Consider the following 21,749-nt stretch of genomic DNA (forward strand, 5'->3'; position numbering starts at 1 on the left):
AAGCGTAATGTCATCTAGTGACCATATGGAATCAGAACAACTGTTGTTAACAGAGGAAAGCGAACGTGAGCTGGAACAGATCGAGATTGAGCTTCTTTTGGAAGGTATTCATCGATTCTATGGTTACGATTTTCGCAATTACGCTATTCCCTCATTAAGGCGGAGAATCTGGCACCATGTTCATGCCGAGGGCGTATCCACAATCTCAGCCCTTCAGGATAAAGTACTTCACGACCGTTCTTGTTTTGAACGTCTCATATATAATTTATCGATTCCGGTTACGGAAATGTTCAGGGATCCGAAGCTGTTCCTGACATTCAGGCAGTCGGTAGTTCCATTGCTTCGTACGTATCCTTATATACGGATTTGGCATGCCGGCTGTTCGACCGGAGAAGAAGTGTATTCCATGGCCATTTTGCTTCATGAAGAGGGATTGTATGAGAAATCCCGGATTTATGCGACAGACATGAATTCACGTTCTCTCCAGCAGGCCAAGGAAGGCGTATTCGACATCAAACGCATGAAGCAGTATACCAAGAATTATTTGGAGGCGGGCGGTACCCGCTCGTTCTCCGAATACTATACGGCGAAGTACAATTCGGTTATTTTCCAACCGTTTTTGAAGAAAAATATGATATTTGCCGAGCATAATTTGGCAACAGACCGTTCCTTTAACGAGTTTAATGTGATCTTTTGCCGGAATGTCATGATTTATTTTAATGACCAGCTGCGGGATCACGTACACGGATTATTTCACGAGAGTCTAAGCCATTTTGGTATTCTCGTACTGGGTTCTAAAGAGTCCATACACTTTACGAATTATAGTGAAGCTTATGAGACGCTGGACCGGGTGGAGAAAATATACCGGAAGATTAAATAGAAGTTTTGTAGGAGGATCTCATGGGGATTCACGAACCGATTCATATTCTGTTGGTAGATGACCGCCCTGAAAACTTACTTGCACTCGAAGCTGTTCTGGACAGCGAACAATACACACTTATTAAAGCTACTTCGGGAGAAGAGGCTCTGCGATATCTCTTGAAGTATGATTTTGCCGTGATTGTTCTCGATGTACAAATGCCCGGCATGGACGGTATCGAAACAGCGAGGCTGATCAAGGCGAGAGACAAGACAAAGGATATTCCGATCATATTCATTTCCGCGAACAGCAAGGACGCGGAGCATCTTTTTGCAGGATATTCCGCGGGGGCAATCGACTATATGGTTAAACCCTTTATCCCTCAAATCTTGAAATCCAAGATCGAGGGTTTTGTCGATATGTACCGGACCAATAACAGGTTGAAGATTCAATCCATGCAATTGCACCAGAAGACCCAGGAGCTTGAAAAAATTAATCAAGAACTTGTGCTGGCCAAGGAAGAAGCGGAGATTGCCGCCAAAGCCAAAACGGAATTTCTGGCGATGATGAGTCACGAGATCCGAACGCCGATGAATGGCGTCATCGGTATGATTGACTTGCTGATGGACAGCGATCTTCAGGATGAGCAGCGGGAATACGCAACGATTATCCGCAACAGCGCGGATGCTTTGGTTAACATCATTAATGACATTCTGGATTTCTCCAAGATGGAATCAGGCAAAATGGAGCTGGAGGAATATCCGTTTGATCTCAAGTCCTGCGTTCAGGAAGTGTTTGGTTTGTTCTCCGGAGAAGCCTCCAAGAAGAATCTGGAGCTTACGTATTACATTGAGGATCAAATTCCTGCGATCGTATTCGGTGACATGGGACGCCTTCGTCAAGTATTGGTGAATCTGGTATCCAATGCCGTGAAGTTTACGAATGAGGGCGGCGTGTATTTGGTTGTTTCGCTTACTCAAACAAAAGAGGACCGATTAACCCTTGAATTCACGGTGAAGGATACGGGAATTGGCATCTCATCCGAGAAAATCGATCGGTTGTTCAAGCCGTTCTCTCAGTTGGACTCCTCGATGACAAGGCGCTACGGCGGAACAGGACTTGGGCTTGCTATCTGTAAATCGCTCGTACAGATGATGGGCGGAGAGATCGCGGTTGACTCCAAGGAAGGCAAGGGAGCCACTTTCGTATTTACGATCTGCGTTCATACGCATGAGGAAGAGTATCACCGACTCCGGGTAGAGGAGCGTTCGGCAAAATATCGTGTGCATGGGGAGAGGCAGCCGAACATCCTGATTGTGGACGATCATCCGATTAATCGAAAACTGATGGACAGCATGCTGGAAAAGATGGGGATGAAGGCGGATATGGCGGAGGACGGCAGGCAGGCGGTTGAGATGGTTGCCGGTCCCAAAGTCTACGACATGATCTTCATGGATTTGCAGATGCCGATAATGGATGGTCTGGAGGCAGCGCGTCTGATCCGCCAGATGAAGCCGGATGCTGAGGCTCCCGTTCTGGTTGCGATGACGGCTAATGTAATGGACGGGATTCAGAAGCGCTGTTTTGACGCGGGCATGAATGAATATATCAGCAAGCCGGTCAAAATCAGCTGTGTGAAGCACCTGATATCCCGGTATGTACCGGTAGAACCGGAAGGATGGGATATCCCGCCAAGCCCTGTTCGCATCATCAACGGTTAGCTGCAGCAATCGTTTTCCATATATTAGCGTGTCCATAACCCTCTTTAACCTGTTTCAACAAGCTAGATAACGGGTTATGTAAAGGGAAAACAAATGATTGGGAGAGAGTGTCTATGAATACAAAAACGAATGATAAGTTCAATGCTAAGACCCAAATGAACGAGGGCGTATGCACGGTGTTTTTGAGCGGTGAACTTGATCTGTCCGTCGCTCCGGATTTTCGATTAGTGATGGAGCCTCTTGTCGGCAATTCCGAAGTAGACTTGATCGTCAACATGAAGGACATGACATATATTGATAGTACGGGTATTGGTATTCTTCTGTCGATACTGAAAGCCAGACATGGCATGGAAGCACGCTTTGCAGTCGAGGAAGTTCCGCCGCAAATTCAAAAGCTGTTCGATATGACGGGTATTGCGAAGTTCTTTCAGTCGTAAGAAGAATTCCCAATAGGAAAGGATCGAAAAGAATGAATTCAGATGTACAAAGAGTAACGCTTAATTTGCCTGCCAGTGCTGAATACGTGGATATTGTAAGACTGAATCTCTATGGAATAGCTTCCAAGATGGGCTTTTCCTATGAAGAGATCGAAGATATGAAGGTTGCGGTGTCGGAGGCCTGTAATAACTCGGTCTTGTATGCTTATAGTCAGGAAGGCGGCATGGTAGAGGTTTTATTTCAAGTGACCAGCGAGTCGCTATCCATTACGGTCAGAGACGAAGGGGAGAGTTTCGACAGTGTGGGAGCGGTTGGCAACCGTACACTTCATGATAAAGATCTCAGCGAGGTCCAAATCGGAGGACTAGGCTTCTACCTGATGGAGGCGCTTATGGATGAGGTAAGCGTGACAAACCAGGCTGGAAAGGGAACCGAGGTTACGCTGACAAAGCGTCTCGCAAGAAGCGAGGAGCCCGTATGAGTGATAAGGCGACTCCCCAAGAGTCCAGAGATGAAGCCGTTCATTTAATTGAACAGTATCAGCAAACGAAGGATAACGATATCGCGACGGTGCTGATTAAGAAATATGAACCGATGGTCAAAATGGCGGCAGGCAAGATTGCCCGAAATCGGCCCGACCTGTATGAGGATTTGTATCAGGTTGGCCAAATGGCATTAATTCGTCTTCTGCAGCAATATGACATCAGCCTGGGGATTCCGTTTGAACCCTATGCCATGAAGAGCATGATCGGGCATATGAAGAATTTCCTCCGCGATAAATCATGGTACATTCAAGTACCAAGACGAATCAAGGAAAAGGGTGCCTTGGTTCAGCAAGCGATTGATGAACTAATGGTGAAGCTGGAGAGATCTCCCGATGTGAATGAGATCGCATCCTACCTGGATCTTTCCGTTGAGGAAACGGTTGAAGTGTTAGCCGGACGTGAATGCTATCATTATGTATCATTGGATTCCCCTTTATCTCAGGAAGAAACCGGAGCGACGCTTGGAGAGCTGATCAGTTCGGATGTGAATGATTTTGATTCCGTTGAGAAGCGCATGGATCTTCAGCAGGCGATGAGTCAGTTGAAGGAGCAAGAGCAGAAGGTGCTATTGCTGGCATTTCAGGAGGGACAGTCCCAGAGAGCTATCGCGCAGAGGTTAGGCGTGTCGCAAATGAGTGTCTCACGTATCCAGAAGCGGGCAACGGAAAAACTGAAGCAGATCATGTCCAATTCTTCTTACTGATATGGACAAGCCTCGTAGAAACAGACGTATAGCAACATAAGGCACGCTTCCTCCATTACAGGAAAGCGTGCCTTTTTGGAACCTACGATTCGTATTTATAGAAGGGAGTGGCAAAGAAAACATGCTGGGGCCAGATGGGATGGAAGGTCAGGATATTTATACTTTTGCAGGGGGATGGAAGTGGTACGATGTTCGAACGGATAACTGGCAATCCTCCTGGATCGGCGAACTTCGGACGCGCTATCCTTATACAGCCGAATGGTTTGATCTAGCTTCGACGTTAAAGAAACGAAACTACTTATCCGTCCGATTCAAGGATGGGGTGGAGCCGGTCATTATGGGAACCATGCTTTATAAGGTCACGGATGATGCCGATCATTACAAGTCGGAACAGTTCTATTTCTATACGGACGATCAAGTGCTGATTACCATCAATTTGGATGACCATACCCGAAGCGTGATGGCTAAGTCCGAAAGAGCTTCCATGCTTCATCAATGCCAAAAGCCCGTCGACGGCATGTTTGTGCTGGCTCGGGCCATTCTGCATTATTACCATGCGGGAATGGATCAATTCGAGCATAACCTGCGTCTTGTCGAAAGTGATATGCGTACGCACAACCGGAGATCCTTAATGGATAGCATTCTGTCGTCCCGGTTTGAGTTGTTGGAGTGGAGCAATCTGTTTATTCCTTTTCAGGAACTGATTGCCGCAGCAAAGGAAGGATATCATGGCGAGCTGGATAGCAGCCGCTCGTTTCAACAGCTCCTGCATCGAGTGGAAAGAATGGAAAAGCTGATTCATCATTATGAGCGCGAAATCGATACGCTGGTATCGATAGACGATGCCATCTCTGCGTTCCGCGGTAATGAAATTATGAAGACACTGACGATTTTTACGGTCGTGCTCACACCGGCAACCGTGGTCGGAGCCATATGGGGGATGAACTTTGAAAATTTGCCCGCCATTAAGACGTTCTGGGGATTTACAGTAGTCATCGGCTTCACTTTGCTGTGGACCGGAGGCATGTACCTTTGGATGCGTGCGAAGGGATGGACGGGAGACCTGCTTCAAGTGAAGTCCAACAACAAAAATCTTTGAGGCACGAATATGCATGAATGGCAGCGAGAATGATCACAACGCCCGGTGACCTCTGTAGGCACCGGGCGTTTTCATGTATTGAAGACACGCTAGGATCTGGATTGATCAATATATCCTTGCAAATCGGAGATGAAATCCCCAATCATCGGAACGTTGACAAAGAAGCTGAGGATGTAACCCAGAAGACCCAGTACGAGAGCCGTACCAAGGGTTAAGCCCAACCCACGGGCTAGGCCGGCAGTGAGGTTGGCAATGATGCGTTTCTTGGGATTCATGTAATTATCGATCATGTCCTTCATTTCGGATTTCTCCAGCGTGGCCGCGATTTTGTCCAGTCGCGTGTTCAATTTCTTCACTTCGTGCCTTAGCTCAAAGGCCTGGACATCATCCGCCTCTTTGGAGTGCCTTTCCTGCTTTGATTCGGATTGTACTCGTTGTTCCTCGTTTCGTGTCGAACGACTGCCGCTTCGGGTCGAGAAGCTGGAGCCGGTACGATATGGGTTTGCTTTACTCATGAGATATCCCCGCTTTCCAGGCAGATGCGCCGTTTCATTTCACTTAGGAATTACTACAATGTGTATAAGAAGACGTTCACGCTCTGGCACAAAAATAGCCAGCTGTGTCAGCTGGCTATTCGTGACTATACGAATTAATAATTCGTTGTCGATTTCATTTCACGGCTGACTTCGGAAGAAGTGTCCATCGCTTGATCCTTCACATCTTTGGAAGCACTCGAAACCTCGCTCGACACGTCAGCCGATGCTTCCTTGACGCTGGACATAATGCTCTGGCGGCCTTCATTCACGGTGGCCATGACATCGGAGGCTTTGCTGCCCACGGTTTTGGCCAGTTCAGAAGCTTTATCGCCTACCGTGTAAGCAACTTCCTTGGTTTTATCCGACACCATGCTCAGCTTCTCGGACAAATCCCCGCGAAGCTCGCGGCCTGGCTTTGGAGCGAACAACAGAGCTGCCGCCGCTCCGACCAAGGCGCCGATGAAAGCACCTTTGAAGAATGTCGAACCGCTTTGTACTGGATATTCTTGTTCTGTGTTATTCATAACTTTCACTCCTTTTAGTTAATATAAGAAAGAATATAAACACGAGAGTCAGGCTGTGCGTCTAAACAACTTGGCAACAAGACCGAGCAGGAATACAAAGATGGCTGTACCGATGATAGCGGGCACAATAGCAAATCCGCCTATGACAGGACCCCATGCTCCGAAGAGCCACGGTCCGAGCCATGCGCCTATGAAACCTGCGATCATGGAACCGATAATTCCGCCCGGCATTTCATGACCAACCAGCGCATCCCCGATAATCCCGATGATGATTGCCATCACGATGCTGATGATGATTCCCCACATACGATCGCCTCCTTTTCAGAGCAATGTGTTTCGAGTGGGCTTGCTTATCTCGTAATTAAACGTAAGGCCACACCATGAAACAGGACAGTGGAAAACGGGAGATAAATGAAATGTCCGTCCTGAATGGAACGAAGCCTGCTGTTATTTGCGGTTTTTTGTACTATACTGAATACAGATTTGCAATCATTCTCGGATGCGCGTGATGACGGGGAGATGCAAACATACAGGTTTTTCAGGGCTCAACGCGTAAGAGACGGTTAGAGAAGGAGTTAGACAACATGGATACTGTACTGGTGAAGGAATATCGGGCGGACATACTGGAGTGCGTCCACAATGGACATATATGTATTGTGAATGAGCAAGGAAACGTTGAGGCTTTTGCAGGAGATCCGGATTACGTCGCATTTACGCGTTCTTCGGCCAAGCCCCTACAGGCAATTCCCTCCATTCGAGGCGGGCTGGCCGACCATTATGGACTGACCGATGAGGAAATAGCGATCATGACCGCTTCGCATCGAGCCGAGCCGGCTCATGTAGAAGTATTGGAACGTTTTGCGCGCAAGGCGGACATCAGCGAAGCTTACATGGTTTGTGCATCCAGCTGGCCGCTGGACGAAGGAAGCAAAGAGGCTCTTCTGCGAGGGGGCGGCGATAAGAGTAAATGGTACCATAATTGCTCCGGCAAGCATTATGGGATGCTGGCCTACTGCCAGATGGCAGGGTATTCGCTGACGGGATACGATCAGCCGGAACATCCGCTGCAGCAGGAGATCCTTCGGACGGTTGCCTATTTGGCGGGATTGGCTCCTGGCGATGTCAAATTGGGAACCGACGGTTGCGGACTGCCGGTATTTGCCATGCCGCTCCGCGCTCTGGCAACAGCCTATATGAAGCTCGCTTCCCCGGACCTCATAGAGGATGGGCCGACGCAGAAGGCAGTCATCCGAATCACGAAGGCCATGCATGCTGCTCCTTATATGGTAGCGGGTAAACACAAAGTGGATACCCTTCTCCTGGAGGATCATAATATTGTGGCCAAGGGCGGCTTCAAGGGCGTGTACTGTTTTGGTCTTAAGAAGGAGCGGCTCGGCATTTCTTTTAAAATTTCAGATGGCTCCGAAGAGGAGTGGGGCTGGATCACGGAGTCCATATTGGAGCAAATCGGCTATAGCAACAAACCGACCATCGAGCGTCTGAAAGCCGCATACCCTAAGGATTTATACAATGATGAAGGTCTTCAAGTAGGCAGGGTAGAAACCGGATTTAAGCTGCTCCGCGCTTAAGGACGACTGATTAGACCGGAAACCGCCGGGGTATTGAATAGTAAAAACGGCGGAGGTGACCGGCCATGATTAAGATCATGACGGCAGCGGAAAGACATACTACCCATGAAGACGGTATTCATAGTGAATTCAGCTTTTCTTTTGGTGATTATACAGATCCGCATAACGAGCATTTTGGAAGCCTGCTGGCGCATAATGAATATGTGCTCCAACCGATGGAGGGATTTGATCGAAGGTTTCATCATGACTTGGTGATTGTTCATTTGGTGCTGGAAGGCACGTTAACGTATGAAGATGATACAGGGAAGTTATTGGAGCTTGTACCCGGTTCGATTCATGTCGTGAATACAGGCTCCGGCGTGTATCATGCCGAGAGGAATGCCTCCTCTTCAGAAGACGTACGCTATCTGGAAATGTGGTTTCTCCCTGCGGAACCGGGCCTTGAGACGATACATCACCAAAGCAATTTTACAAAGGAACAGCAATTGAACCAGATGCTTCCGATCATCGGGTCAGGTAATGGTGAATCAAGCTTGCATCCATCGCTGGATGTTGTGATGTACAGCAGCATACTCGAGACGGGACAAGAACTGACGTACAGCCTGGCCGGGAACCGGAGAATGCATGTGTACGTCATAAGCGGTCATGTCGAAATATCATCGGAAGACGGCGTATTCGATATGAAAGCGGGTGACGCGGCAAGGATCCAGCGTCGTCATGAGCTGACATTCCGGGGGAACTCAAGTGAGGGGAACTCGGAAGTGGTGATGATCGATATGCCGTAGAGAAGGACAGAAAGCCCCCGGAACTTCGCTTAGATTAGCGAAGTTCCGGGGGCTTTGCTATAAAAAGGGTTCTTCTTTTAGATATTCAAGGTTCTCGGGTAACGATGATTTACTGGTTCCCGCGAAGCTGCCCGAGCTCCGATACAACAGCTTCCACTTCCGATATACTCAGGTTTTGTTTATTCATGACCATATCGTACAAATCATAAATATCATCATATTGGTTAACCGAGAAGGCGGAGGCTTGCATAGCAGCTCCTGTAGCCATCCGAAGCTTGTTTTTAATCTGTTCAATCATATACTCGACATTGGCTTGGGATTTTTCACTCAAATCCATGGATTAACACCATCCTCTCATAGGGGGATTTACGATTTTCATCCCTGTATTGTAACATGTTACCGTGCGGCTCGACCAATGTTTTTGCCATCGGAGACAGAGATAGGTTAAAATCAGGAAAAAAAGGTTTTTCAGGCTGCGGGAGCAAGGCTTCAAGCGATGAGATCAAGGAGGGCCGTCATGAGCGAACAAGCCGGCAAGACGCCAGGCGTACATGCTGTAAAAGCTAAAATGTCGGGGCATGAGCTGACGGATTTTTTTCGGACGATTTCGCAGCGGCATGAGCTGGACAGCATCGTATTTTTATGTATTGGCACCGACCGTTCCACGGGAGATGCACTCGGACCGCTGACAGGAAGCCGGCTCATAGAATACGGTTTTCCGCATGTAATCGGGACGCTGCCTGAACCGTGCGACGCTTTTAATCTTGAGGCAAGGCTTCAAGGTATACCTGAGGATAAGGCGATAATTGCTATTGATGCATGCCTGGGGCAATCCTCGTCAGTCGGATATTTCTTTACATGCGAGGGTCCGCTGACGCCTGCCCAGTCCGTCGGCGGGAGGCTTCCGGCAGTGGGAGATTACAGCGTGGCAGCGGTTGTGAACGTCCATGGACCGAAGCCGTATTGGACTCTCCAAGTGACGTCCCTGTACCAAGTCATGGGGATGGCGGAGCAGATAGCGCAGCAAGCCGCTATAGCCTTTGGCCTTAGGCCGTAAGACACGGCGTTTCAGCCGGGGGTGTTTTTGTTTAATAATAGATCATTCTTTATAAAATAATGGGTGTCTATCACGTGGCATCCGCTGAATAGAAAGAAGGGTATCGCTATGGAAAAAGTACAATGCAACGGCAGCACGATTTGTTATGTTGATCAGGGACAAGGTGAGCCAATCATTCTGCTTCATGGTTTCTGCGGAAGCTCTGCCTACTGGGAACAGGTACTGCCATTTCTTCAAGGCTTCAGAGTCATTGTACCGGATCTCCGTGGTCACGGGCGGTCTGATGCACCGATGGGATCGTATACCATTGAACAGATGGCAGACGATGTACTGCTATTGATGGATGAGCTCGATATTCCGAAGGCAGCCTTATTCGGTCATTCCCTCGGAGGATATATCACGCTCTCCTTCGTCCATCGTTACGCTTCTCGTTTGAACGCCTTCGGCCTGATTCATTCCACAGGCTACCCGGATTCGGACGAAGCGAAGGAGAAGCGGGTGAAGGCGGTCAGCACCATCCAAGGGGAAGGCATTACCGCTTTTGTTGACGGATTGGTGCCTGGCTTATTCGCGCCGGATACGAAGGAGAGCAAGCCGGAATGTATTCAGCGGGCAAAGGAGATAGGCTATCTAACGCCACCTCAGGGAGCAATCGGAGCGGCGCTGGCGATGCGTGAGCGTCCGGACCGACGCGATGTGCTCTCGGCGTCCACGCTGCCTACCCTGCTGGTAGCAGGGGAGAAGGACGGATTGATTCCGGCAGAGCGTACCTTTACGACAGACCATGACAACGTGACCCAAATCGTAATCGAGGGCGCAGGGCATATGAGTATGATGGAGACGCCGGAGAAGCTGGGGGAAGTCATCACATCTTTCATGGGACGGCTTGAGCATGAATAAACGCATGAAGATCTTTCAATAGTTTATAATGAACGGATATCCTTGAACGGGATATCCGTTTATTTATTATTGTGCCTAGGCACTACTCTCCGTCGTTGCTTGGCCGGCCGATAGAGCCAAGAAATGGGAGGGAAGGGCCGGATACTGGAATTCTGGCCCCGAATAGCCTACAATTTAATCGTGATCCGGCTTGGGTTTTGACCCAACATGATTGCACTGCAAAGGTGACTCGCTGAAGCTGCCCGGCATTCATCCAGGTCCTTAGCAGCAGGACTCACCGGAAAGTAAAGAGCAGGTCATCAATACGCTGCATTCGGCATGGATGCAGGTTGGGGGCGAGGGTATGTTTCGCAGGGATTATCTCGTGCGGTTGATTGAGGATATGACACAGATGATTGCCAAGGTGTTTTCACTGAAGCAGGAGCGCAAGCACACAGAAGCCTTATGGGAGCTCGATGAGCTGTTCAAACGGCAGTTCCGGTTGAATTCAGAGCTGCTTCGCTCATTGTCCGCTGCCGACATTGAACAGCTATTTCGCAGTCATGGTTATCTGGAAGCGGACAAGCTGCAGAGTGCAGCAAGACTTATGGAAGAAGAAGCATCGCTGCTGCTTGAGATGGAGCGTGAAGAAGAGGCCGTTATGCTCTACACCAAGGTTTTACAATTATATTTGAAGTCGGCCCTGCAGGGGGCGGATCCGAAACTGATCGGGTTAACGGAACGGATCGGCATGGTTAAAGAGCGATTAAGGGCATACGCATTGCCAGAGACGGCGATGCGGGATTACTATGCGTATACGGAGCAGCAAGGGATGTACGCGGAAGCGGAGAACACCCTCTACCAACTGCTGGATAACGGCAAGATGGAATATACCGAAGCCGTACAGTTCTATCAAAGATTGCAGCTGAAGCTGCCCGAGGATTTGGCGAAGGGCGGTCTTCCGCTGGAGGAAGTCCACGAAGGAATGGATGAACTTAACCGTCGTTTTCCGCATGCGGTGAATGGCGACAAGTCGTTTACCTAAGCGGGATTAACCGGTCTATAACATAAAGAAAGCGAGATGTACCCTTTGGATGCATTAAGAAAATTGATTCATAACATCATGGAAGAAGGATCGTTAATCACGGCTACGCTAAGCCAGCTTCGCAAGCGGGAAGGCATGACGTACAGCAAAGTAACGGTTAAACCTGTAGAGCTCAAGAACAAGCTGCACTACCAGTTCGCGTATTATTCCGGAACCAAAGTCACCCATCAGAACGTGCCGGCGGATGAGGCCGAGGCGGTGCTGGTTGACATGTTCGAGAATGTATTCCGGCAAGCGATGATGTATACGCCGGAAGCGGATTATCAGGTGCTGATCTCGAAGAAATACAAGGTTTCGATTCTGACCAAATCCGCCTCCAAGACCAAGACGGATTTGTCCCATAACCGGAAAAAGACGTATATCCTTGAAGAGGGGGAGCCCGTTCCGTTTCTGGTGGAACTCGGCATCATGAGTGAGGACGGCAAAGTATTTGCTCGCCGGTACGATAAGTTCAAACAGATCAACCGGTTTTTGGAGATGGTTGAGGATGTGCTTCCCCACCTGCCGGAGGACCGTCCGCTGACCATCGTTGATTTTGGCTGCGGCAAATCCTATCTGACCTTCGCTTTATATCACTATTTGGCGGTAACCGCGCGCAGAAAGCTGAATATTGTCGGATTGGATCTCAAGGCAGATGTCATCGAACACTGCAGTATGCTGGCGAAAAAACTGAACTACACCCAATTGCAGTTTCTTGTTGGTGACATTGCGGAATATGACGAACTGGAGCAGGTGGATATGGTGGTCACGCTGCATGCATGCGATACGGCAACAGACGCTGCGCTGGAAAAAGCGGTCCGTTGGGGGGCCTCGGTTATTCTGTCGGTGCCTTGCTGCCAGCATGAGCTGTTCTCCCAAGTCCAAAGCCCTGTTATGGAGCCGCTGCTGTCCCACGGTATTCTGAAAGAACGATTCTCGGCGCTTGCCACGGACGCCATTCGAGCCAAGCTCCTCGATCTGATGGGCTACAAGACGCAGCTGCTGGAGTTTATTGATATGGAACATACCCCGAAGAATATATTGATCCGGGCGGTTAGCGGTTCTGCCGGAGATCGGGATAAGCTGTGGCAGGAATATACCGCGTTCCGTGATTTTTTAAGCGCCTCGCCATATCTTGAACGGGCGTGCAAGGACTTGCTGCCGGATAAATAAATGGAATCGCGTTGAACCGGATTGGCGATGAACGTGCGAGCGCGCACTTTCATCGCTTTTTTAGTTAACAGAAAGCATAAACTATGAAGCTGGGCCTTCCGGATATTGCCAGACAATTACTATCTAAACGCGGTTTTTCTTCTGAGAATGTTCGTCGAGAGACGTTTTTTCTATATCTGTATTCGAAGTTTGCCCTAGAGATCAGGCCGCCTTATTGCGCACTAGAAAGATCACCGCCGATCACCAACGCCGCATCGAGAATAACGAAGTATGTCCTTGTCCACAATGGCTAATAGATGGTTTGGCTGCGAAAGACGAATGCCGTGTAAGGAACAGCCGGGGATAAATGGTTATGCATTGGAACGGGGGCGTTGGTTCATGGCATGGAAGACCCTGCATCGTCATTGCGGGATGTTGCTGATGGCACTTGTCTTTGTGGCAGGTATCCGGAGCGGGATGTTTTTTGATGGAGATATCTATGGGGTCGGGGCAGGTTTCGGTGTGCTTCTGCTGCTGATGATGGGAGCCAAATGGAATGGTGCCGTCCAAAGCCGGAAGATACATGGCGTTGGCGTGCTGTCGGGCGCGGCTCCTGCGGATAGAGGATTACGGGTGCTTCTCGGTTGTATCTGCGGAATGATTCTCATTTATGTGCTTCATGGGATAGGGATAGGGATGGGAATAGGGCGCGCTCTCACTCTGGAAGGCACGATGAAGGAGATTATCTTGTGGGGGACCTACGGCTCCTTTGCAGCCGTCGCCTGGCGCATATGCCGTACAAGTGATGGCCTGCTTATGATGCAGGCGGGTTGGCATCTGATGGGCGCTGTGCTGTGTGGCAGCGCTTTGCTTGCCGTATATGGGCTTTTGCAGCTGCCGTATGGGATCTATCATACGGCGGATGCGGACATCAGTGCGACCGGCGCGAGGCTTGGCGGCCTGCTTCAGTACCCGAACACGTTCGGGGCCGTGATGGCCGCATTCCTGCTGGAGCGGCTGTTCGCGCTACCGTCCGTCCTGCGGACCCGGACGGGCCCGCTCCGCGCAGCGGCTGCCTTGCTGCCGCTGCTGCCCTACACCGCCGCGCTGCTCCTGACGGAGTCGCGCGGCGCTTGGCTCGCGGCCGCAGTCGCGTGCGCGGCCGGCTTCGCCAAGGAGCGGCGTGCCTTCGCGCCGCTCCTGGTGGCTGCCGCCGCGCCAATGGCGAGCGCGGCGCTGCTGTACCGCCAGCTGGCGGAGGCCAAGCTGGCTCCGGCGGTACTGCCCGGCCTGCTATGGCTGGCCGGGCTTTGGGCCGGCGGCGTCCTCGCCGGCATGCTGCTGTGCCGCTGGCGGCACAGCGGGGGCTCGTTGCGGCGGGTTGCCGCGCCAGGGGCCCTGGGGGCTGCGGCGCTGCTGGCTGCCGCAGCCGGAGCGGTGATCCTGCATCAGGTGCAGGATCGGACCCTGGGCGGCGCGGCTACGCTGAGCGCGCGCCGCCTCATGTACAGCGACGCGTGGCAGCTTGCCCGGTCGTCGCTGTGGCTGGGACGTGGCGGGGAGACGTGGCGGCAATCCTACCTTGCCATTCAGTCCCAGCCCTACGTAGGTGCCGAGGTGCACAGCGGATATATGGATATCTTGCTGAATACGGGAGTGATCGGGCTGCTGCTTGTCCTTGTTCTGGTTAGCTCTATGGCTGCGGGGCTCATTGCTGTGGGCTCCCGACTCATGCCCGCTGCCCTCGTACTGATCGGACACGCGGCCGTGGACTTTGACTGGAGCTTTGGGCTGGTATGGCTGCTGCTGTTGTGGCTTACGGTAATGGGCTTCGCTGTGGCCTCATCTGGTCCGGAAGTGCAGGATGGACCTAACGCGGCACAAAGACGCAAACCCTTCAAAATAGGGAAGAAGCTGCTAACCGTTTATGGAGGGAGCCGGGGATATCGGCCGTTATTATCGCTGCCACTGCTCAGGGTTACGGCGATCGTTCTGCTTGGGGGCTGGTTTCTTCTCGCTGCTGCGTTGGGCATCAGCGAGGTCAAAGAGCGATGGGCCGCCTCGGAACCGTCCGGACCGCAGATAGCGCTTCTCCAATCCTCGTTAAAGTGGAACCCCGCCAACACGGAGGCGGCACTGAACCTGGCGGATTGGCTTCCCCCCAGTCAGCAAATCCCGCTGCTGAAGCGAAGTTTGGTGTATGCACCGAATCACCCCGGGCTAAGCTGGAAGCTGGCAGAGGCTTACTCGCTAAGAGGCGAATCGGAAGAGGCGGCAGTCTGGTATATAGCGGCCATCGATCGGGATCGGTTCAATGAGGTCAAACAAACCCGAGCCGTGCTGAAGCTGGCTGCCCTTGCAGATTGGCACCGGACGGCAGGGGATCCCGCCAGATCGGTTAAGGCGGCCCGGGCCGGTTTAGATATCTTGAAGCGCTATCGTTCGCTTGCGGTCGATTTTCGTGAGATGGATGATCATCGAAATGACCGGGAATTCGATCTGTCTATGCTTGCAGCGCGGCAGGCCAACCGTTTGGAAAAAATACTGAATGGGGGAACACGGAAGCATGCCGCAAGGCAGCCCATGAAAGCAGATATCCCCGCCCAGCGCTAACGCGAATCGTGCTTGTATCGTAACCCAGAGCGGCTTACCGCGTGCCTGCGCGTGTTTCAGGATGTGGTTGTTTCAATAGTTGCGGAGTCCACGCTCTGACGACACGCGGCGGTTCGTTTGTCCATACGAACGGTGTTGGAAGCACCGAGCTGTCGTTTGATTTCTGCTTATGCAATCGAAGGTTTTTGCTTACTGTCCATTCCACAGCAGAGAACGGAACAAGGAAGAGCAGCGTTATCCGCCGAAAGCATCCCGGAAGGCCGAGGCCAACTGACGTTCCGGAACCTGCCACAGCTCGGCCAGTTCGCCGCAGACGTTCTTTTCCCACCAGTCGCACAAAAGTTTCTTGTTGCTGTAGTTTTCGTGGATCCAGATCAAATTGCCGATAACCTTCCGGTAATACAATTCTTCACCTTGCTTCAAGGTTTCCGGAGGAAGGTACAGTTTGAGGCGCTTGGTCGTACGGTACAATTCTTTGCTGCAGGCCCGCCGTATCCCCCGCGGGGAGGGGGGCTTGCTGCCCGGTTGTTTGGCATGGGGAGAATGCATGCGTAACTCACTCCTTTGCTCCACCATATGTCCCGAAACCGGCGAAAGTCACAGCGCCGCCCGTAATTGGGCGCAGTAGAAGGCATGTCCCGGCCTGTGTTAGAATAGGCTAGTATAAGAAATCAACGCAGGAAGAAAGCGGGGGACAAGCGTGGAATTCTTTTACGAGGCCGTAGGCCGACTGTTTGAATGGATCCAGCAGCTGGGCTATTTCGGAATCATGCTCGGATTAATGGTGGAGGTCATCCCAAGCGAGATCGTACTTGCCTATGGCGGTTATCTGGTTTCCATGGGTGAGGTTCATTTTATCGGAGCCATGATTTTTGGTACCGTTGGCGGTGTGCTCGCACAATTGTTTATTTATTGGATCGGCCGTTACGGAGGCAGGCCCTTCCTGGAGAAGTACGGGAAGTACATACTGATTAAGAAGAAGCACATCGATTACGCCGAGGAATGGTTCGGAAAGTACGGTACCGGCGTTATTTTTACAGCACGGTTTGTACCGGTGGTACGGCATGCGATTTCCATCCCGGCCGGCATATCCAAGATGCATGTGGGAAGGTTTACGCTGCTGACCACCCTTGCGGTTATTCCATGGACGGCATTATTCTTATACCTCGGATTGCTTCTGGGTGATCAATGGGAGCATATCGACGAGAAGGCAGGGCCGTACGTGCAGGAAATTCTGCTGGGCGCATTGGCCGTCATGATTCTTTATTTTTTGATAAAATGGATAAAATCATCGAAGGCGAGGTCGAAATAACGAATGAGTATGAATATGGCAAATCATTTGGGGACAGGCATATCTCCACAGCAATTTATGGACGGCATGCAGAAGAACCAGGAGACGTTCAAGGCAGGGTATGAACAGTTTGTCTGGGGGAATGAAGAGGATAAGGAGTTCTTCGAAAGCCTGAATTTCCGGGATGACCTGCGGGTCCTCATTCTGGCAGCGGACTGGTGCGGTGATGTTGCACGCAATATACCTGTCGTTTTTCGTGCGATGGAGACTGCGGGGATTGAGACGGAAGTGCTGATTATGGAAGAGAATCTGGACGTCATGGATCAGTTCCTGACCATGGGCGCCCGTTCCATTCCGGTTGTTATCATTTCGGATACCGGAGGACATGTTCTCGGTACATGGGGGCCGCGTCCGGCGCATGTTCAGAAGTTTATGATTGAGTTTAAACAGAACAATCCGGATCGTGAAGCATCGGACTATCAGGACAACCTTGCCGCCACACGCCAAAGCATTATTCAAGCCTACGGGGAAGGGTATGAGTTCCACGCTGCCATCATTAAGGAATTGCGTGAACTTATGTCAGGGTTCTAATCATGACACTTCATATTGAGACCTTTAATTTAGGGCCGCTTCAGACGAATGCGTATTTACTGACAGGGCCTGTAGAAGGCAAAGCAGTCATTATCGATCCCGGCATGAACCCGGGGCCGCTGCTGAAGCGAATAGCCGATTTGGAGATTGAAGCGATCCTGTTGACCCATGCGCATTTTGATCATATGGGGGGGGTCGAGGAAATCCGCAAGCTGAAGGGCTGTCCCGTTTACCTGCACACCTTGGAGAGTGAATGGCTGTCCAGTCCGAAGCTTAACGGATCGATGATGTGGCCACAGGTAACGGAACCGTTGTCTACCGGGCCGGCTGAGTACGATTTGGCGGATGGACTTGAGCTGCAGCTGATCGGACATACCTTCAGCGTCTTTCATACACCGGGTCATTCACCGGGAAGTGTGAGCTTCAAGTGTGGACATGATCTGTTTTCCGGCGATGTGCTGTTCCGTCTAGGCGTTGGGCGAACGGACCTTCCTGGAGGTCGTGAACGTGATTTGATTGATTCCATTCAAAATACGCTGTATACCTTCCCTGATGAGGTCGTTGTGTACTCCGGCCATGGACCTCGGACAACCATAGGCTATGAAAAACAGCGGAATCCTTACGTCCCTGCCAGCCGATAAGATAACTTCCGACATAAATCGGGAATATTTGTCTGGACAAACATAGACAACATTGATACAATACGGTTAATTAAATGTTACCCTTGCGAAGCACGCAGACTGTGGAATTCATCCCGGTTTGCGTTCTTTTATTTTATAGGGAGTTTTTTGGCATGGACGTGATGAGGGGGAAGCGCCAGTGAGGAAAGATCATCTATCGCTGTTGAACGGGAGTGTTACAAGGAGCGAAGCGATTGATCGACAACCGGAGTTCCACCGGCAGACCCAGACCGAAATATCTTCTGTTGTCTGGGACAGGCTGGTGAAGGATGAAGGGATAGCGCAGCAGCCATGGCATCATCGGCTGCAGGTGATACGATTTAATCAATAGATCGACATACGAACATGACACCCTCATCATGAACTGAATGTGTTTTTTCTATTGGAGAGGGCAGCCGGTTTTTTGCCGGCTGCTTTTTTTTTTGAGTTTTTTAACAAATACCGATGAATTTCTTCCGAACATATTTGGATGATATAAAAGATATCATTCCGTACACGATAAATATAAATATCCGTTTGAACGATTGGCTGTTGTTAATCGTATTACGGGTGGAATGCGAAAGAAGGTGATGATTTTTTCATGATCCCAGATGAAGAGGGCTTGATACAACAAGCGAAATTAGGAGATGCGGCGGCTATGGCGCTGCTGTTCAAGCAGCATTATTCCTTTCTTTATAAATATTTGCTAAAAGTGACGATGGACCCAATGGTTGCAGAGGACACTGCACAGGATACCATTGTTCGATGCATGGAGAATATGACCCGCTACAACGGGACTTCGTCCTTCTCCTCCTGGATGATTACCATTGCTACCCGGTTGTTCATCGATAGTACCCGGCGCAAGAAGCGGGAGAAGAAATGGCTGGAGCAGGAGGTGGTTCAGTCGGCAAGGCGGATGCGCTGGCAGATGGAGCGGCGGGGAGAAGAGTGGACGGATATGCTGAATGGATTATCCCGCTTATCTGAGGATCACCGGATTGCCATCCTGCTTAAGCATTATTACGGCTATAGCTATGATGAAATCGGAACGATGCTCGGTATTCCCGAAGGAACGGTGAAATCACGAACAGCCTACGGTATCAAACAGCTGCGAAAGGAGATGGGTGACGATGGTCAAAGGACCTGAGCATGAGGACGAAATATGGATTGAAGGATTTACCAAAGAAATGGAGCGGGTGGATCAATTGTTTGAGGATGCGCCATCCCCATCCCTGGAAGGATTGCATACGCTGGCCGTTCATACCTTGGAGCGGAAGCGGCGACGGATGAAATATGAATTGCTGCTTTTTCTTCTGATTTCACTCTTTATCGTTGGTGGCGGATTGATGGCTGCCTTGGCGGCGCCGAAGATCCTGCTGTTTATTCACGGGTTCGGCATGGTTGCCGGGATTTCCGTTCTTGTATTTTCCAAGAGTCTGAGATCTGCCGGAAAGAAGGGGATCTGATGAATGAAGTTAACGAGAGCCCGCTGGGAGTGATCATCCTTGCCGTTGTGCTTGTGCTGATTCAAGGGACATGGCTTTTCTTGGATGCGAGGAAGCGGGGGCTTGGCAAGATGGCTTGGTTCTGGGGGATATGGGGGTCTACGACAATGCCAATGCCGCTGCTCTTTTACTGGATATTCGTCATCCACAAAGATGACCGCAAGTCTTAAGTTTCTTCATTATATACGGAAGATGGGGGATTATTATGGAAATTAACTGGGGATTGATCTGGCCGATTCTTGCACTGCAAGCCATTCTCGCGGTAACGGGGCTGATATCTTTGTTTCGTGCAGAGCCAGCAAGCATACGTGGGCCGAGATGGATGTGGGTGTTGATTATACTGCTGGGTAACCTTCTTGGCAGCGTTGCTTATTTCGTTGCGGGGAGGCGAGAAGCTTGACGGAAAAACTTTTAAGCATTCATGAATTGACGAAAAGCATAGGAAGCATCACGCCGGTTAAGGGCATTTCATTTGAATTGCAGCGAGGGAGCTGTACTGCCCTGCTTGGTCCTAATGGTGCCGGCAAAACAACTACATTGCGGATGCTGGCCGGATTAATACCTCCAACCCGGGGCGAGATCCGATATGGATCAGCCGATACGCAAACGAATGGCTGGCGTCACCGGATCGGTTACTTGCCTCAGTACCCGAAGTTTTACAGCTGGATGTCGGGCATGGAGTACTTGTCTTTCAGCGCCAAGCTGTCGGGATTATCCGGACGAGAGGCTTCTAAGCGAAGTCGGGAAGTCATCGAAATGGTAGGCCTGCAGCAGGCGGCCAAACGCCGAATATCCGGTTACTCCGGCGGAATGAAGCAGCGGCTTGGCATTGCTCAGGCGCTTGTGCATAAGCCTGAGCTGATCATGCTGGACGAGCCGGTATCGGCGCTTGATCCGATCGGACGTCGTGAGGTTATGGACCTGCTCAATCGCTTGCGCGGGGAAGTCACCGTTCTGTTCTCAACCCATGTGCTTCACGATGCGGAGGAAATCTGCGATGACATGGTACTGATGGTAGACGGGGAAATTGCGGAGAAAGGCGCGCTTAACGAACTTCGCACGAAATATCGCCAGCCAGTTCTATCCATTGAGGTGGAACCGGGGGAGCGGGAGGTTGCTTGGCTCGACAGTCTTGCGAACCGTCCTTATGTGCATGAGATTGAGCTCGGCAAACGCGGCGCCAAGCTGATGGTGACGGATATGGATGTTGCGCGGGCTGCTTTAATCAAGGAGCTTGCCGATGACGAAATCGAGCTGCTTCGTTTTGAAGCAGGCACGTCTTCGCTCGAGGATATGTTTATGAAGGTGGTGGGCTCATGAAGTCGTTCTGGATTTATTATCAAAAAGAAATGCTCGAGGCAAGCCGGACCTATAAATGGATTTGGGTTCCTGCAGTCTTCCTGCTTCTTGGTATTATGCAGCCGGTCTCCACCTATTATTTGCCGGATATCCTAACCATGGCCGGGGAATTGCCCCCGGAAGCGGCGGCATTATTTACCGTCCCGTCCGCCGAGAATGTTATGGCATCAACCTTGAGCCAATTCAGCACCATCGGCCTGCTGGTGCTTGTGCTGGCGGGAATGAACACGGTAGCCGGGGAGCGGGCAACCGGCACGGCTGAGCTTGTTCTCGCCCGCTCGGTATCCACGATTCCCATGATGTCTGCTAAATGGGCCGCCTTGATGACGTTGCTGGTCGTTTCTTTTGCGATTGGACTTGGCGGTGCTGCCTATTACACGTATCAGCTCATCGGTCCTTTGGAATGGGGATCGGTTACCAGCGGCGGGGGCTTATATGCTGTATGGCTGGCCTGGATCGTAACGCTTGTGCTGCCGCTCGGTGCCGTCCTTCGCGGACCGGCTGCGGCCTTCATCAGCTTGGCAGTTGCCGGCTTGCTTTCGCTCTTATCCGGTTTGCTGCCCTCCCGCGTTCTATGGAGCCCGGGCCGTTTAAGCAGCATGGCCGCTGAGCGAATTCTTGGCGCAGGGAGCAGCGCGTGGTCACCGATACTCGTTGCCATGCTGATTATGGCGGTATCGATTATCGTTGCCGCGAGGCTGCTTAGAAGGAGTCCGCTGTCCCCGCAATCCTAGTTTTCATGGGAGATTCAGGTTTTATC

At 51.0% G+C, this 21,749-nt stretch carries 28 protein-coding genes; 23 read left to right on the forward strand and 5 right to left on the reverse strand.

Annotation, left to right across the window (positions count from 1 at the left end; genetic code table 11):
* The first annotated feature begins 25 nt into the window (after positions 1–25).
* From PAEVO_RS32065 to PAEVO_RS32090, 6 genes are all read left to right on the forward strand, one after another.
* A complete protein-coding gene (locus PAEVO_RS32065) occupies positions 26–880 on the forward strand; it encodes a CheR family methyltransferase (protein WP_394059587.1) in 855 nt (284 codons plus the stop codon).
* Positions 881–900: 20 nt separating this feature from the next.
* Positions 901–2,580 carry a response regulator gene (locus PAEVO_RS32070; RefSeq protein ID WP_100541496.1) on the forward strand — a complete coding sequence of 560 codons (1,680 nt, stop codon included), beginning with the start codon at positions 901–903 and terminating at the stop codon, positions 2,578–2,580.
* Positions 2,581–2,693: 113 nt separating this feature from the next.
* The gene (locus PAEVO_RS32075) at positions 2,694–3,017 is read left to right on the forward strand and encodes an STAS domain-containing protein (protein ID WP_009594079.1); all 324 of its coding nucleotides are present in this window, start codon (positions 2,694–2,696) and stop codon (positions 3,015–3,017) included.
* A gap of 32 nt (positions 3,018–3,049) precedes the next feature.
* Positions 3,050–3,499, forward strand: a complete 450-nt coding sequence (gene rsbW, locus PAEVO_RS32080; RefSeq protein ID WP_100541497.1) for an anti-sigma B factor RsbW — start codon at positions 3,050–3,052, stop codon at positions 3,497–3,499.
* Complete coding sequence (locus tag PAEVO_RS32085; protein WP_009594120.1) at positions 3,496–4,266, forward strand: sigma-70 family RNA polymerase sigma factor; 771 nt, start codon at positions 3,496–3,498, stop codon at positions 4,264–4,266. The genes rsbW and PAEVO_RS32085 overlap by 4 nt, the downstream gene beginning before the upstream one ends.
* Before the next feature lie 121 nt (positions 4,267–4,387).
* The gene (locus PAEVO_RS32090; protein ID WP_100541498.1) at positions 4,388–5,365 is read left to right on the forward strand and encodes a magnesium transporter CorA family protein; all 978 of its coding nucleotides are present in this window, start codon (positions 4,388–4,390) and stop codon (positions 5,363–5,365) included.
* An 89-nt stretch (positions 5,366–5,454) separates the two neighbouring features.
* Here the strand turns inward: PAEVO_RS32090 and PAEVO_RS32095 are convergent, their stop codons facing one another.
* The 3 genes from PAEVO_RS32095 to PAEVO_RS32105 form a co-directional block, all read right to left on the reverse strand.
* Positions 5,455–5,880, reverse strand: a complete 426-nt coding sequence (locus PAEVO_RS32095; RefSeq protein ID WP_100541499.1) for a DUF5665 domain-containing protein — start codon at positions 5,878–5,880, stop codon at positions 5,455–5,457.
* A gap of 134 nt (positions 5,881–6,014) precedes the next feature.
* The gene (locus tag PAEVO_RS32100) at positions 6,015–6,425 is read right to left on the reverse strand and encodes a YtxH domain-containing protein (RefSeq protein WP_100541500.1); all 411 of its coding nucleotides are present in this window, start codon (positions 6,423–6,425) and stop codon (positions 6,015–6,017) included.
* A 48-nt stretch (positions 6,426–6,473) separates the two neighbouring features.
* Positions 6,474–6,731, reverse strand: a complete 258-nt coding sequence (locus PAEVO_RS32105; protein WP_015737475.1) for a GlsB/YeaQ/YmgE family stress response membrane protein — start codon at positions 6,729–6,731, stop codon at positions 6,474–6,476.
* Positions 6,732–7,009: 278 nt separating this feature from the next.
* On the opposite strand from PAEVO_RS32105, the gene PAEVO_RS32110 reads away from it, so the two are divergent.
* Together PAEVO_RS32110 and PAEVO_RS32115 are read left to right on the forward strand one after the other, a co-directional pair.
* Entirely contained in the window at positions 7,010–8,014 is a 1,005-nt protein-coding gene (locus PAEVO_RS32110; protein WP_100541501.1) for an asparaginase, read from the forward strand.
* Between the two features lie 65 nt (positions 8,015–8,079).
* Entirely contained in the window at positions 8,080–8,799 is a 720-nt protein-coding gene (locus PAEVO_RS32115) for a pirin family protein (protein ID WP_100541502.1), read from the forward strand.
* Between the two features lie 109 nt (positions 8,800–8,908).
* On the opposite strand, the gene PAEVO_RS32120 is transcribed toward PAEVO_RS32115, so the two are convergent.
* A complete protein-coding gene (locus PAEVO_RS32120; protein WP_100541503.1) occupies positions 8,909–9,136 on the reverse strand; it encodes a DUF1128 domain-containing protein in 228 nt (75 codons plus the stop codon).
* Between the two features lie 180 nt (positions 9,137–9,316).
* Between PAEVO_RS32120 and yyaC the strand changes: the two genes are divergently transcribed.
* The 5 genes from yyaC (at position 9,317) to PAEVO_RS32145 (ending at position 15,584) form a co-directional block, all read left to right on the forward strand.
* Positions 9,317–9,856 (forward strand): spore protease YyaC, encoded by a 540-nt coding sequence (gene yyaC, locus PAEVO_RS32125; protein ID WP_100541504.1) that lies wholly within the window; start codon positions 9,317–9,319, stop codon positions 9,854–9,856.
* 108 nt (positions 9,857–9,964) lie between these two features.
* Entirely contained in the window at positions 9,965–10,756 is a 792-nt protein-coding gene (locus PAEVO_RS32130; RefSeq protein ID WP_100541505.1) for an alpha/beta fold hydrolase, read from the forward strand.
* A 343-nt stretch (positions 10,757–11,099) separates the two neighbouring features.
* Positions 11,100–11,780 carry a DUF6483 family protein gene (locus tag PAEVO_RS32135; protein WP_100541506.1) on the forward strand — a complete coding sequence of 227 codons (681 nt, stop codon included), beginning with the start codon at positions 11,100–11,102 and terminating at the stop codon, positions 11,778–11,780.
* Between the two features lie 36 nt (positions 11,781–11,816).
* A complete protein-coding gene (locus PAEVO_RS32140) occupies positions 11,817–12,992 on the forward strand; it encodes a class I SAM-dependent methyltransferase (RefSeq protein WP_100541507.1) in 1,176 nt (391 codons plus the stop codon).
* 378 nt (positions 12,993–13,370) lie between these two features.
* Positions 13,371–15,584, forward strand: coding sequence for an O-antigen ligase family protein (locus PAEVO_RS32145; protein ID WP_243391014.1), 2,214 nt, complete (start codon positions 13,371–13,373; stop codon positions 15,582–15,584).
* Between the two features lie 234 nt (positions 15,585–15,818).
* On the opposite strand, the gene PAEVO_RS32150 is transcribed toward PAEVO_RS32145, so the two are convergent.
* Complete coding sequence (locus PAEVO_RS32150; RefSeq protein WP_100541508.1) at positions 15,819–16,133, reverse strand: hypothetical protein; 315 nt, start codon at positions 16,131–16,133, stop codon at positions 15,819–15,821.
* 151 nt (positions 16,134–16,284) lie between these two features.
* Between PAEVO_RS32150 and uptA the strand changes: the two genes are divergently transcribed.
* The 10 genes from uptA (at position 16,285) to PAEVO_RS32200 (ending at position 21,723) form a co-directional block, all read left to right on the forward strand.
* Positions 16,285–16,896 carry an undecaprenyl phosphate transporter UptA gene (gene uptA / locus PAEVO_RS32155; protein WP_100541509.1) on the forward strand — a complete coding sequence of 204 codons (612 nt, stop codon included), beginning with the start codon at positions 16,285–16,287 and terminating at the stop codon, positions 16,894–16,896.
* Positions 16,897–16,899: 3 nt separating this feature from the next.
* On the forward strand, positions 16,900–17,466 hold the full coding sequence (locus tag PAEVO_RS32160) for a thioredoxin family protein (protein ID WP_100541510.1): 567 nt from the start codon (positions 16,900–16,902) through the stop codon (positions 17,464–17,466).
* Positions 17,467–17,468: 2 nt separating this feature from the next.
* The gene (locus PAEVO_RS32165; RefSeq protein WP_100541511.1) at positions 17,469–18,107 is read left to right on the forward strand and encodes an MBL fold metallo-hydrolase; all 639 of its coding nucleotides are present in this window, start codon (positions 17,469–17,471) and stop codon (positions 18,105–18,107) included.
* A gap of 178 nt (positions 18,108–18,285) precedes the next feature.
* The gene (locus tag PAEVO_RS32170) at positions 18,286–18,477 is read left to right on the forward strand and encodes a hypothetical protein (RefSeq protein WP_100541512.1); all 192 of its coding nucleotides are present in this window, start codon (positions 18,286–18,288) and stop codon (positions 18,475–18,477) included.
* A gap of 249 nt (positions 18,478–18,726) precedes the next feature.
* Positions 18,727–19,272 carry an RNA polymerase sigma factor SigY gene (sigY, locus tag PAEVO_RS32175; RefSeq protein WP_100541513.1) on the forward strand — a complete coding sequence of 182 codons (546 nt, stop codon included), beginning with the start codon at positions 18,727–18,729 and terminating at the stop codon, positions 19,270–19,272.
* Complete coding sequence (locus tag PAEVO_RS32180; RefSeq protein WP_071219593.1) at positions 19,256–19,591, forward strand: YxlC family protein; 336 nt, start codon at positions 19,256–19,258, stop codon at positions 19,589–19,591. The genes sigY and PAEVO_RS32180 overlap by 17 nt, the downstream gene beginning before the upstream one ends.
* Entirely contained in the window at positions 19,591–19,800 is a 210-nt protein-coding gene (locus PAEVO_RS32185; RefSeq protein WP_071219592.1) for a hypothetical protein, read from the forward strand. The genes PAEVO_RS32180 and PAEVO_RS32185 overlap by 1 nt, the downstream gene beginning before the upstream one ends.
* Positions 19,801–19,835: 35 nt before the next feature.
* On the forward strand, positions 19,836–20,030 hold the full coding sequence (locus tag PAEVO_RS32190) for a PLDc N-terminal domain-containing protein (RefSeq protein ID WP_100541514.1): 195 nt from the start codon (positions 19,836–19,838) through the stop codon (positions 20,028–20,030).
* The gene (locus PAEVO_RS32195; RefSeq protein ID WP_100541515.1) at positions 20,027–20,950 is read left to right on the forward strand and encodes an ABC transporter ATP-binding protein; all 924 of its coding nucleotides are present in this window, start codon (positions 20,027–20,029) and stop codon (positions 20,948–20,950) included. The genes PAEVO_RS32190 and PAEVO_RS32195 overlap by 4 nt, the downstream gene beginning before the upstream one ends.
* Positions 20,947–21,723 (forward strand): ABC transporter permease, encoded by a 777-nt coding sequence (locus PAEVO_RS32200; protein ID WP_100541516.1) that lies wholly within the window; start codon positions 20,947–20,949, stop codon positions 21,721–21,723. Before PAEVO_RS32195 ends, PAEVO_RS32200 begins: the two co-directional genes overlap by 4 nt.
* The last annotated feature ends 26 nt before the right edge of the window (positions 21,724–21,749 follow it).

It is taken from the genome of Paenibacillus sp. GM2FR (assembly GCF_002803325.1).
GTDB lineage: Bacteria > Bacillota > Bacilli > Paenibacillales > Paenibacillaceae > Paenibacillus_AQ > Paenibacillus_AQ lautus.

Coding starts and splice junctions, on each gene's coding strand:
- PAEVO_RS32065 (WP_394059587.1), top strand. CDS start 26: ATGGAATCAGAACAACTGTTGTTAACAGAGGAAAGCGAACGTGAGCTG.
- PAEVO_RS32070 (WP_100541496.1), top strand. CDS start 901: ATGGGGATTCACGAACCGATTCATATTCTGTTGGTAGATGACCGCCCT.
- PAEVO_RS32075 (WP_009594079.1), top strand. CDS start 2,694: ATGAATACAAAAACGAATGATAAGTTCAATGCTAAGACCCAAATGAAC.
- rsbW (WP_100541497.1), top strand. CDS start 3,050: ATGAATTCAGATGTACAAAGAGTAACGCTTAATTTGCCTGCCAGTGCT.
- PAEVO_RS32085 (WP_009594120.1), top strand. CDS start 3,496: ATGAGTGATAAGGCGACTCCCCAAGAGTCCAGAGATGAAGCCGTTCAT.
- PAEVO_RS32090 (WP_100541498.1), top strand. CDS start 4,388: ATGCTGGGGCCAGATGGGATGGAAGGTCAGGATATTTATACTTTTGCA.
- PAEVO_RS32095 (WP_100541499.1), bottom strand. CDS start 5,880: ATGAGTAAAGCAAACCCATATCGTACCGGCTCCAGCTTCTCGACCCGA.
- PAEVO_RS32100 (WP_100541500.1), bottom strand. CDS start 6,425: ATGAATAACACAGAACAAGAATATCCAGTACAAAGCGGTTCGACATTC.
- PAEVO_RS32105 (WP_015737475.1), bottom strand. CDS start 6,731: ATGTGGGGAATCATCATCAGCATCGTGATGGCAATCATCATCGGGATT.
- PAEVO_RS32110 (WP_100541501.1), top strand. CDS start 7,010: ATGGATACTGTACTGGTGAAGGAATATCGGGCGGACATACTGGAGTGC.
- PAEVO_RS32115 (WP_100541502.1), top strand. CDS start 8,080: ATGATTAAGATCATGACGGCAGCGGAAAGACATACTACCCATGAAGAC.
- PAEVO_RS32120 (WP_100541503.1), bottom strand. CDS start 9,136: ATGGATTTGAGTGAAAAATCCCAAGCCAATGTCGAGTATATGATTGAA.
- yyaC (WP_100541504.1), top strand. CDS start 9,317: ATGAGCGAACAAGCCGGCAAGACGCCAGGCGTACATGCTGTAAAAGCT.
- PAEVO_RS32130 (WP_100541505.1), top strand. CDS start 9,965: ATGGAAAAAGTACAATGCAACGGCAGCACGATTTGTTATGTTGATCAG.
- PAEVO_RS32135 (WP_100541506.1), top strand. CDS start 11,100: ATGTTTCGCAGGGATTATCTCGTGCGGTTGATTGAGGATATGACACAG.
- PAEVO_RS32140 (WP_100541507.1), top strand. CDS start 11,817: ATGTACCCTTTGGATGCATTAAGAAAATTGATTCATAACATCATGGAA.
- PAEVO_RS32145 (WP_243391014.1), top strand. CDS start 13,371: ATGGCATGGAAGACCCTGCATCGTCATTGCGGGATGTTGCTGATGGCA.
- PAEVO_RS32150 (WP_100541508.1), bottom strand. CDS start 16,133: ATGCATTCTCCCCATGCCAAACAACCGGGCAGCAAGCCCCCCTCCCCG.
- PAEVO_RS32160 (WP_100541510.1), top strand. CDS start 16,900: ATGAGTATGAATATGGCAAATCATTTGGGGACAGGCATATCTCCACAG.
- PAEVO_RS32165 (WP_100541511.1), top strand. CDS start 17,469: ATGACACTTCATATTGAGACCTTTAATTTAGGGCCGCTTCAGACGAAT.
- sigY (WP_100541513.1), top strand. CDS start 18,727: ATGATCCCAGATGAAGAGGGCTTGATACAACAAGCGAAATTAGGAGAT.
- PAEVO_RS32180 (WP_071219593.1), top strand. CDS start 19,256: ATGGTCAAAGGACCTGAGCATGAGGACGAAATATGGATTGAAGGATTT.
- PAEVO_RS32185 (WP_071219592.1), top strand. CDS start 19,591: ATGAATGAAGTTAACGAGAGCCCGCTGGGAGTGATCATCCTTGCCGTT.
- PAEVO_RS32190 (WP_100541514.1), top strand. CDS start 19,836: ATGGAAATTAACTGGGGATTGATCTGGCCGATTCTTGCACTGCAAGCC.
- PAEVO_RS32200 (WP_100541516.1), top strand. CDS start 20,947: ATGAAGTCGTTCTGGATTTATTATCAAAAAGAAATGCTCGAGGCAAGC.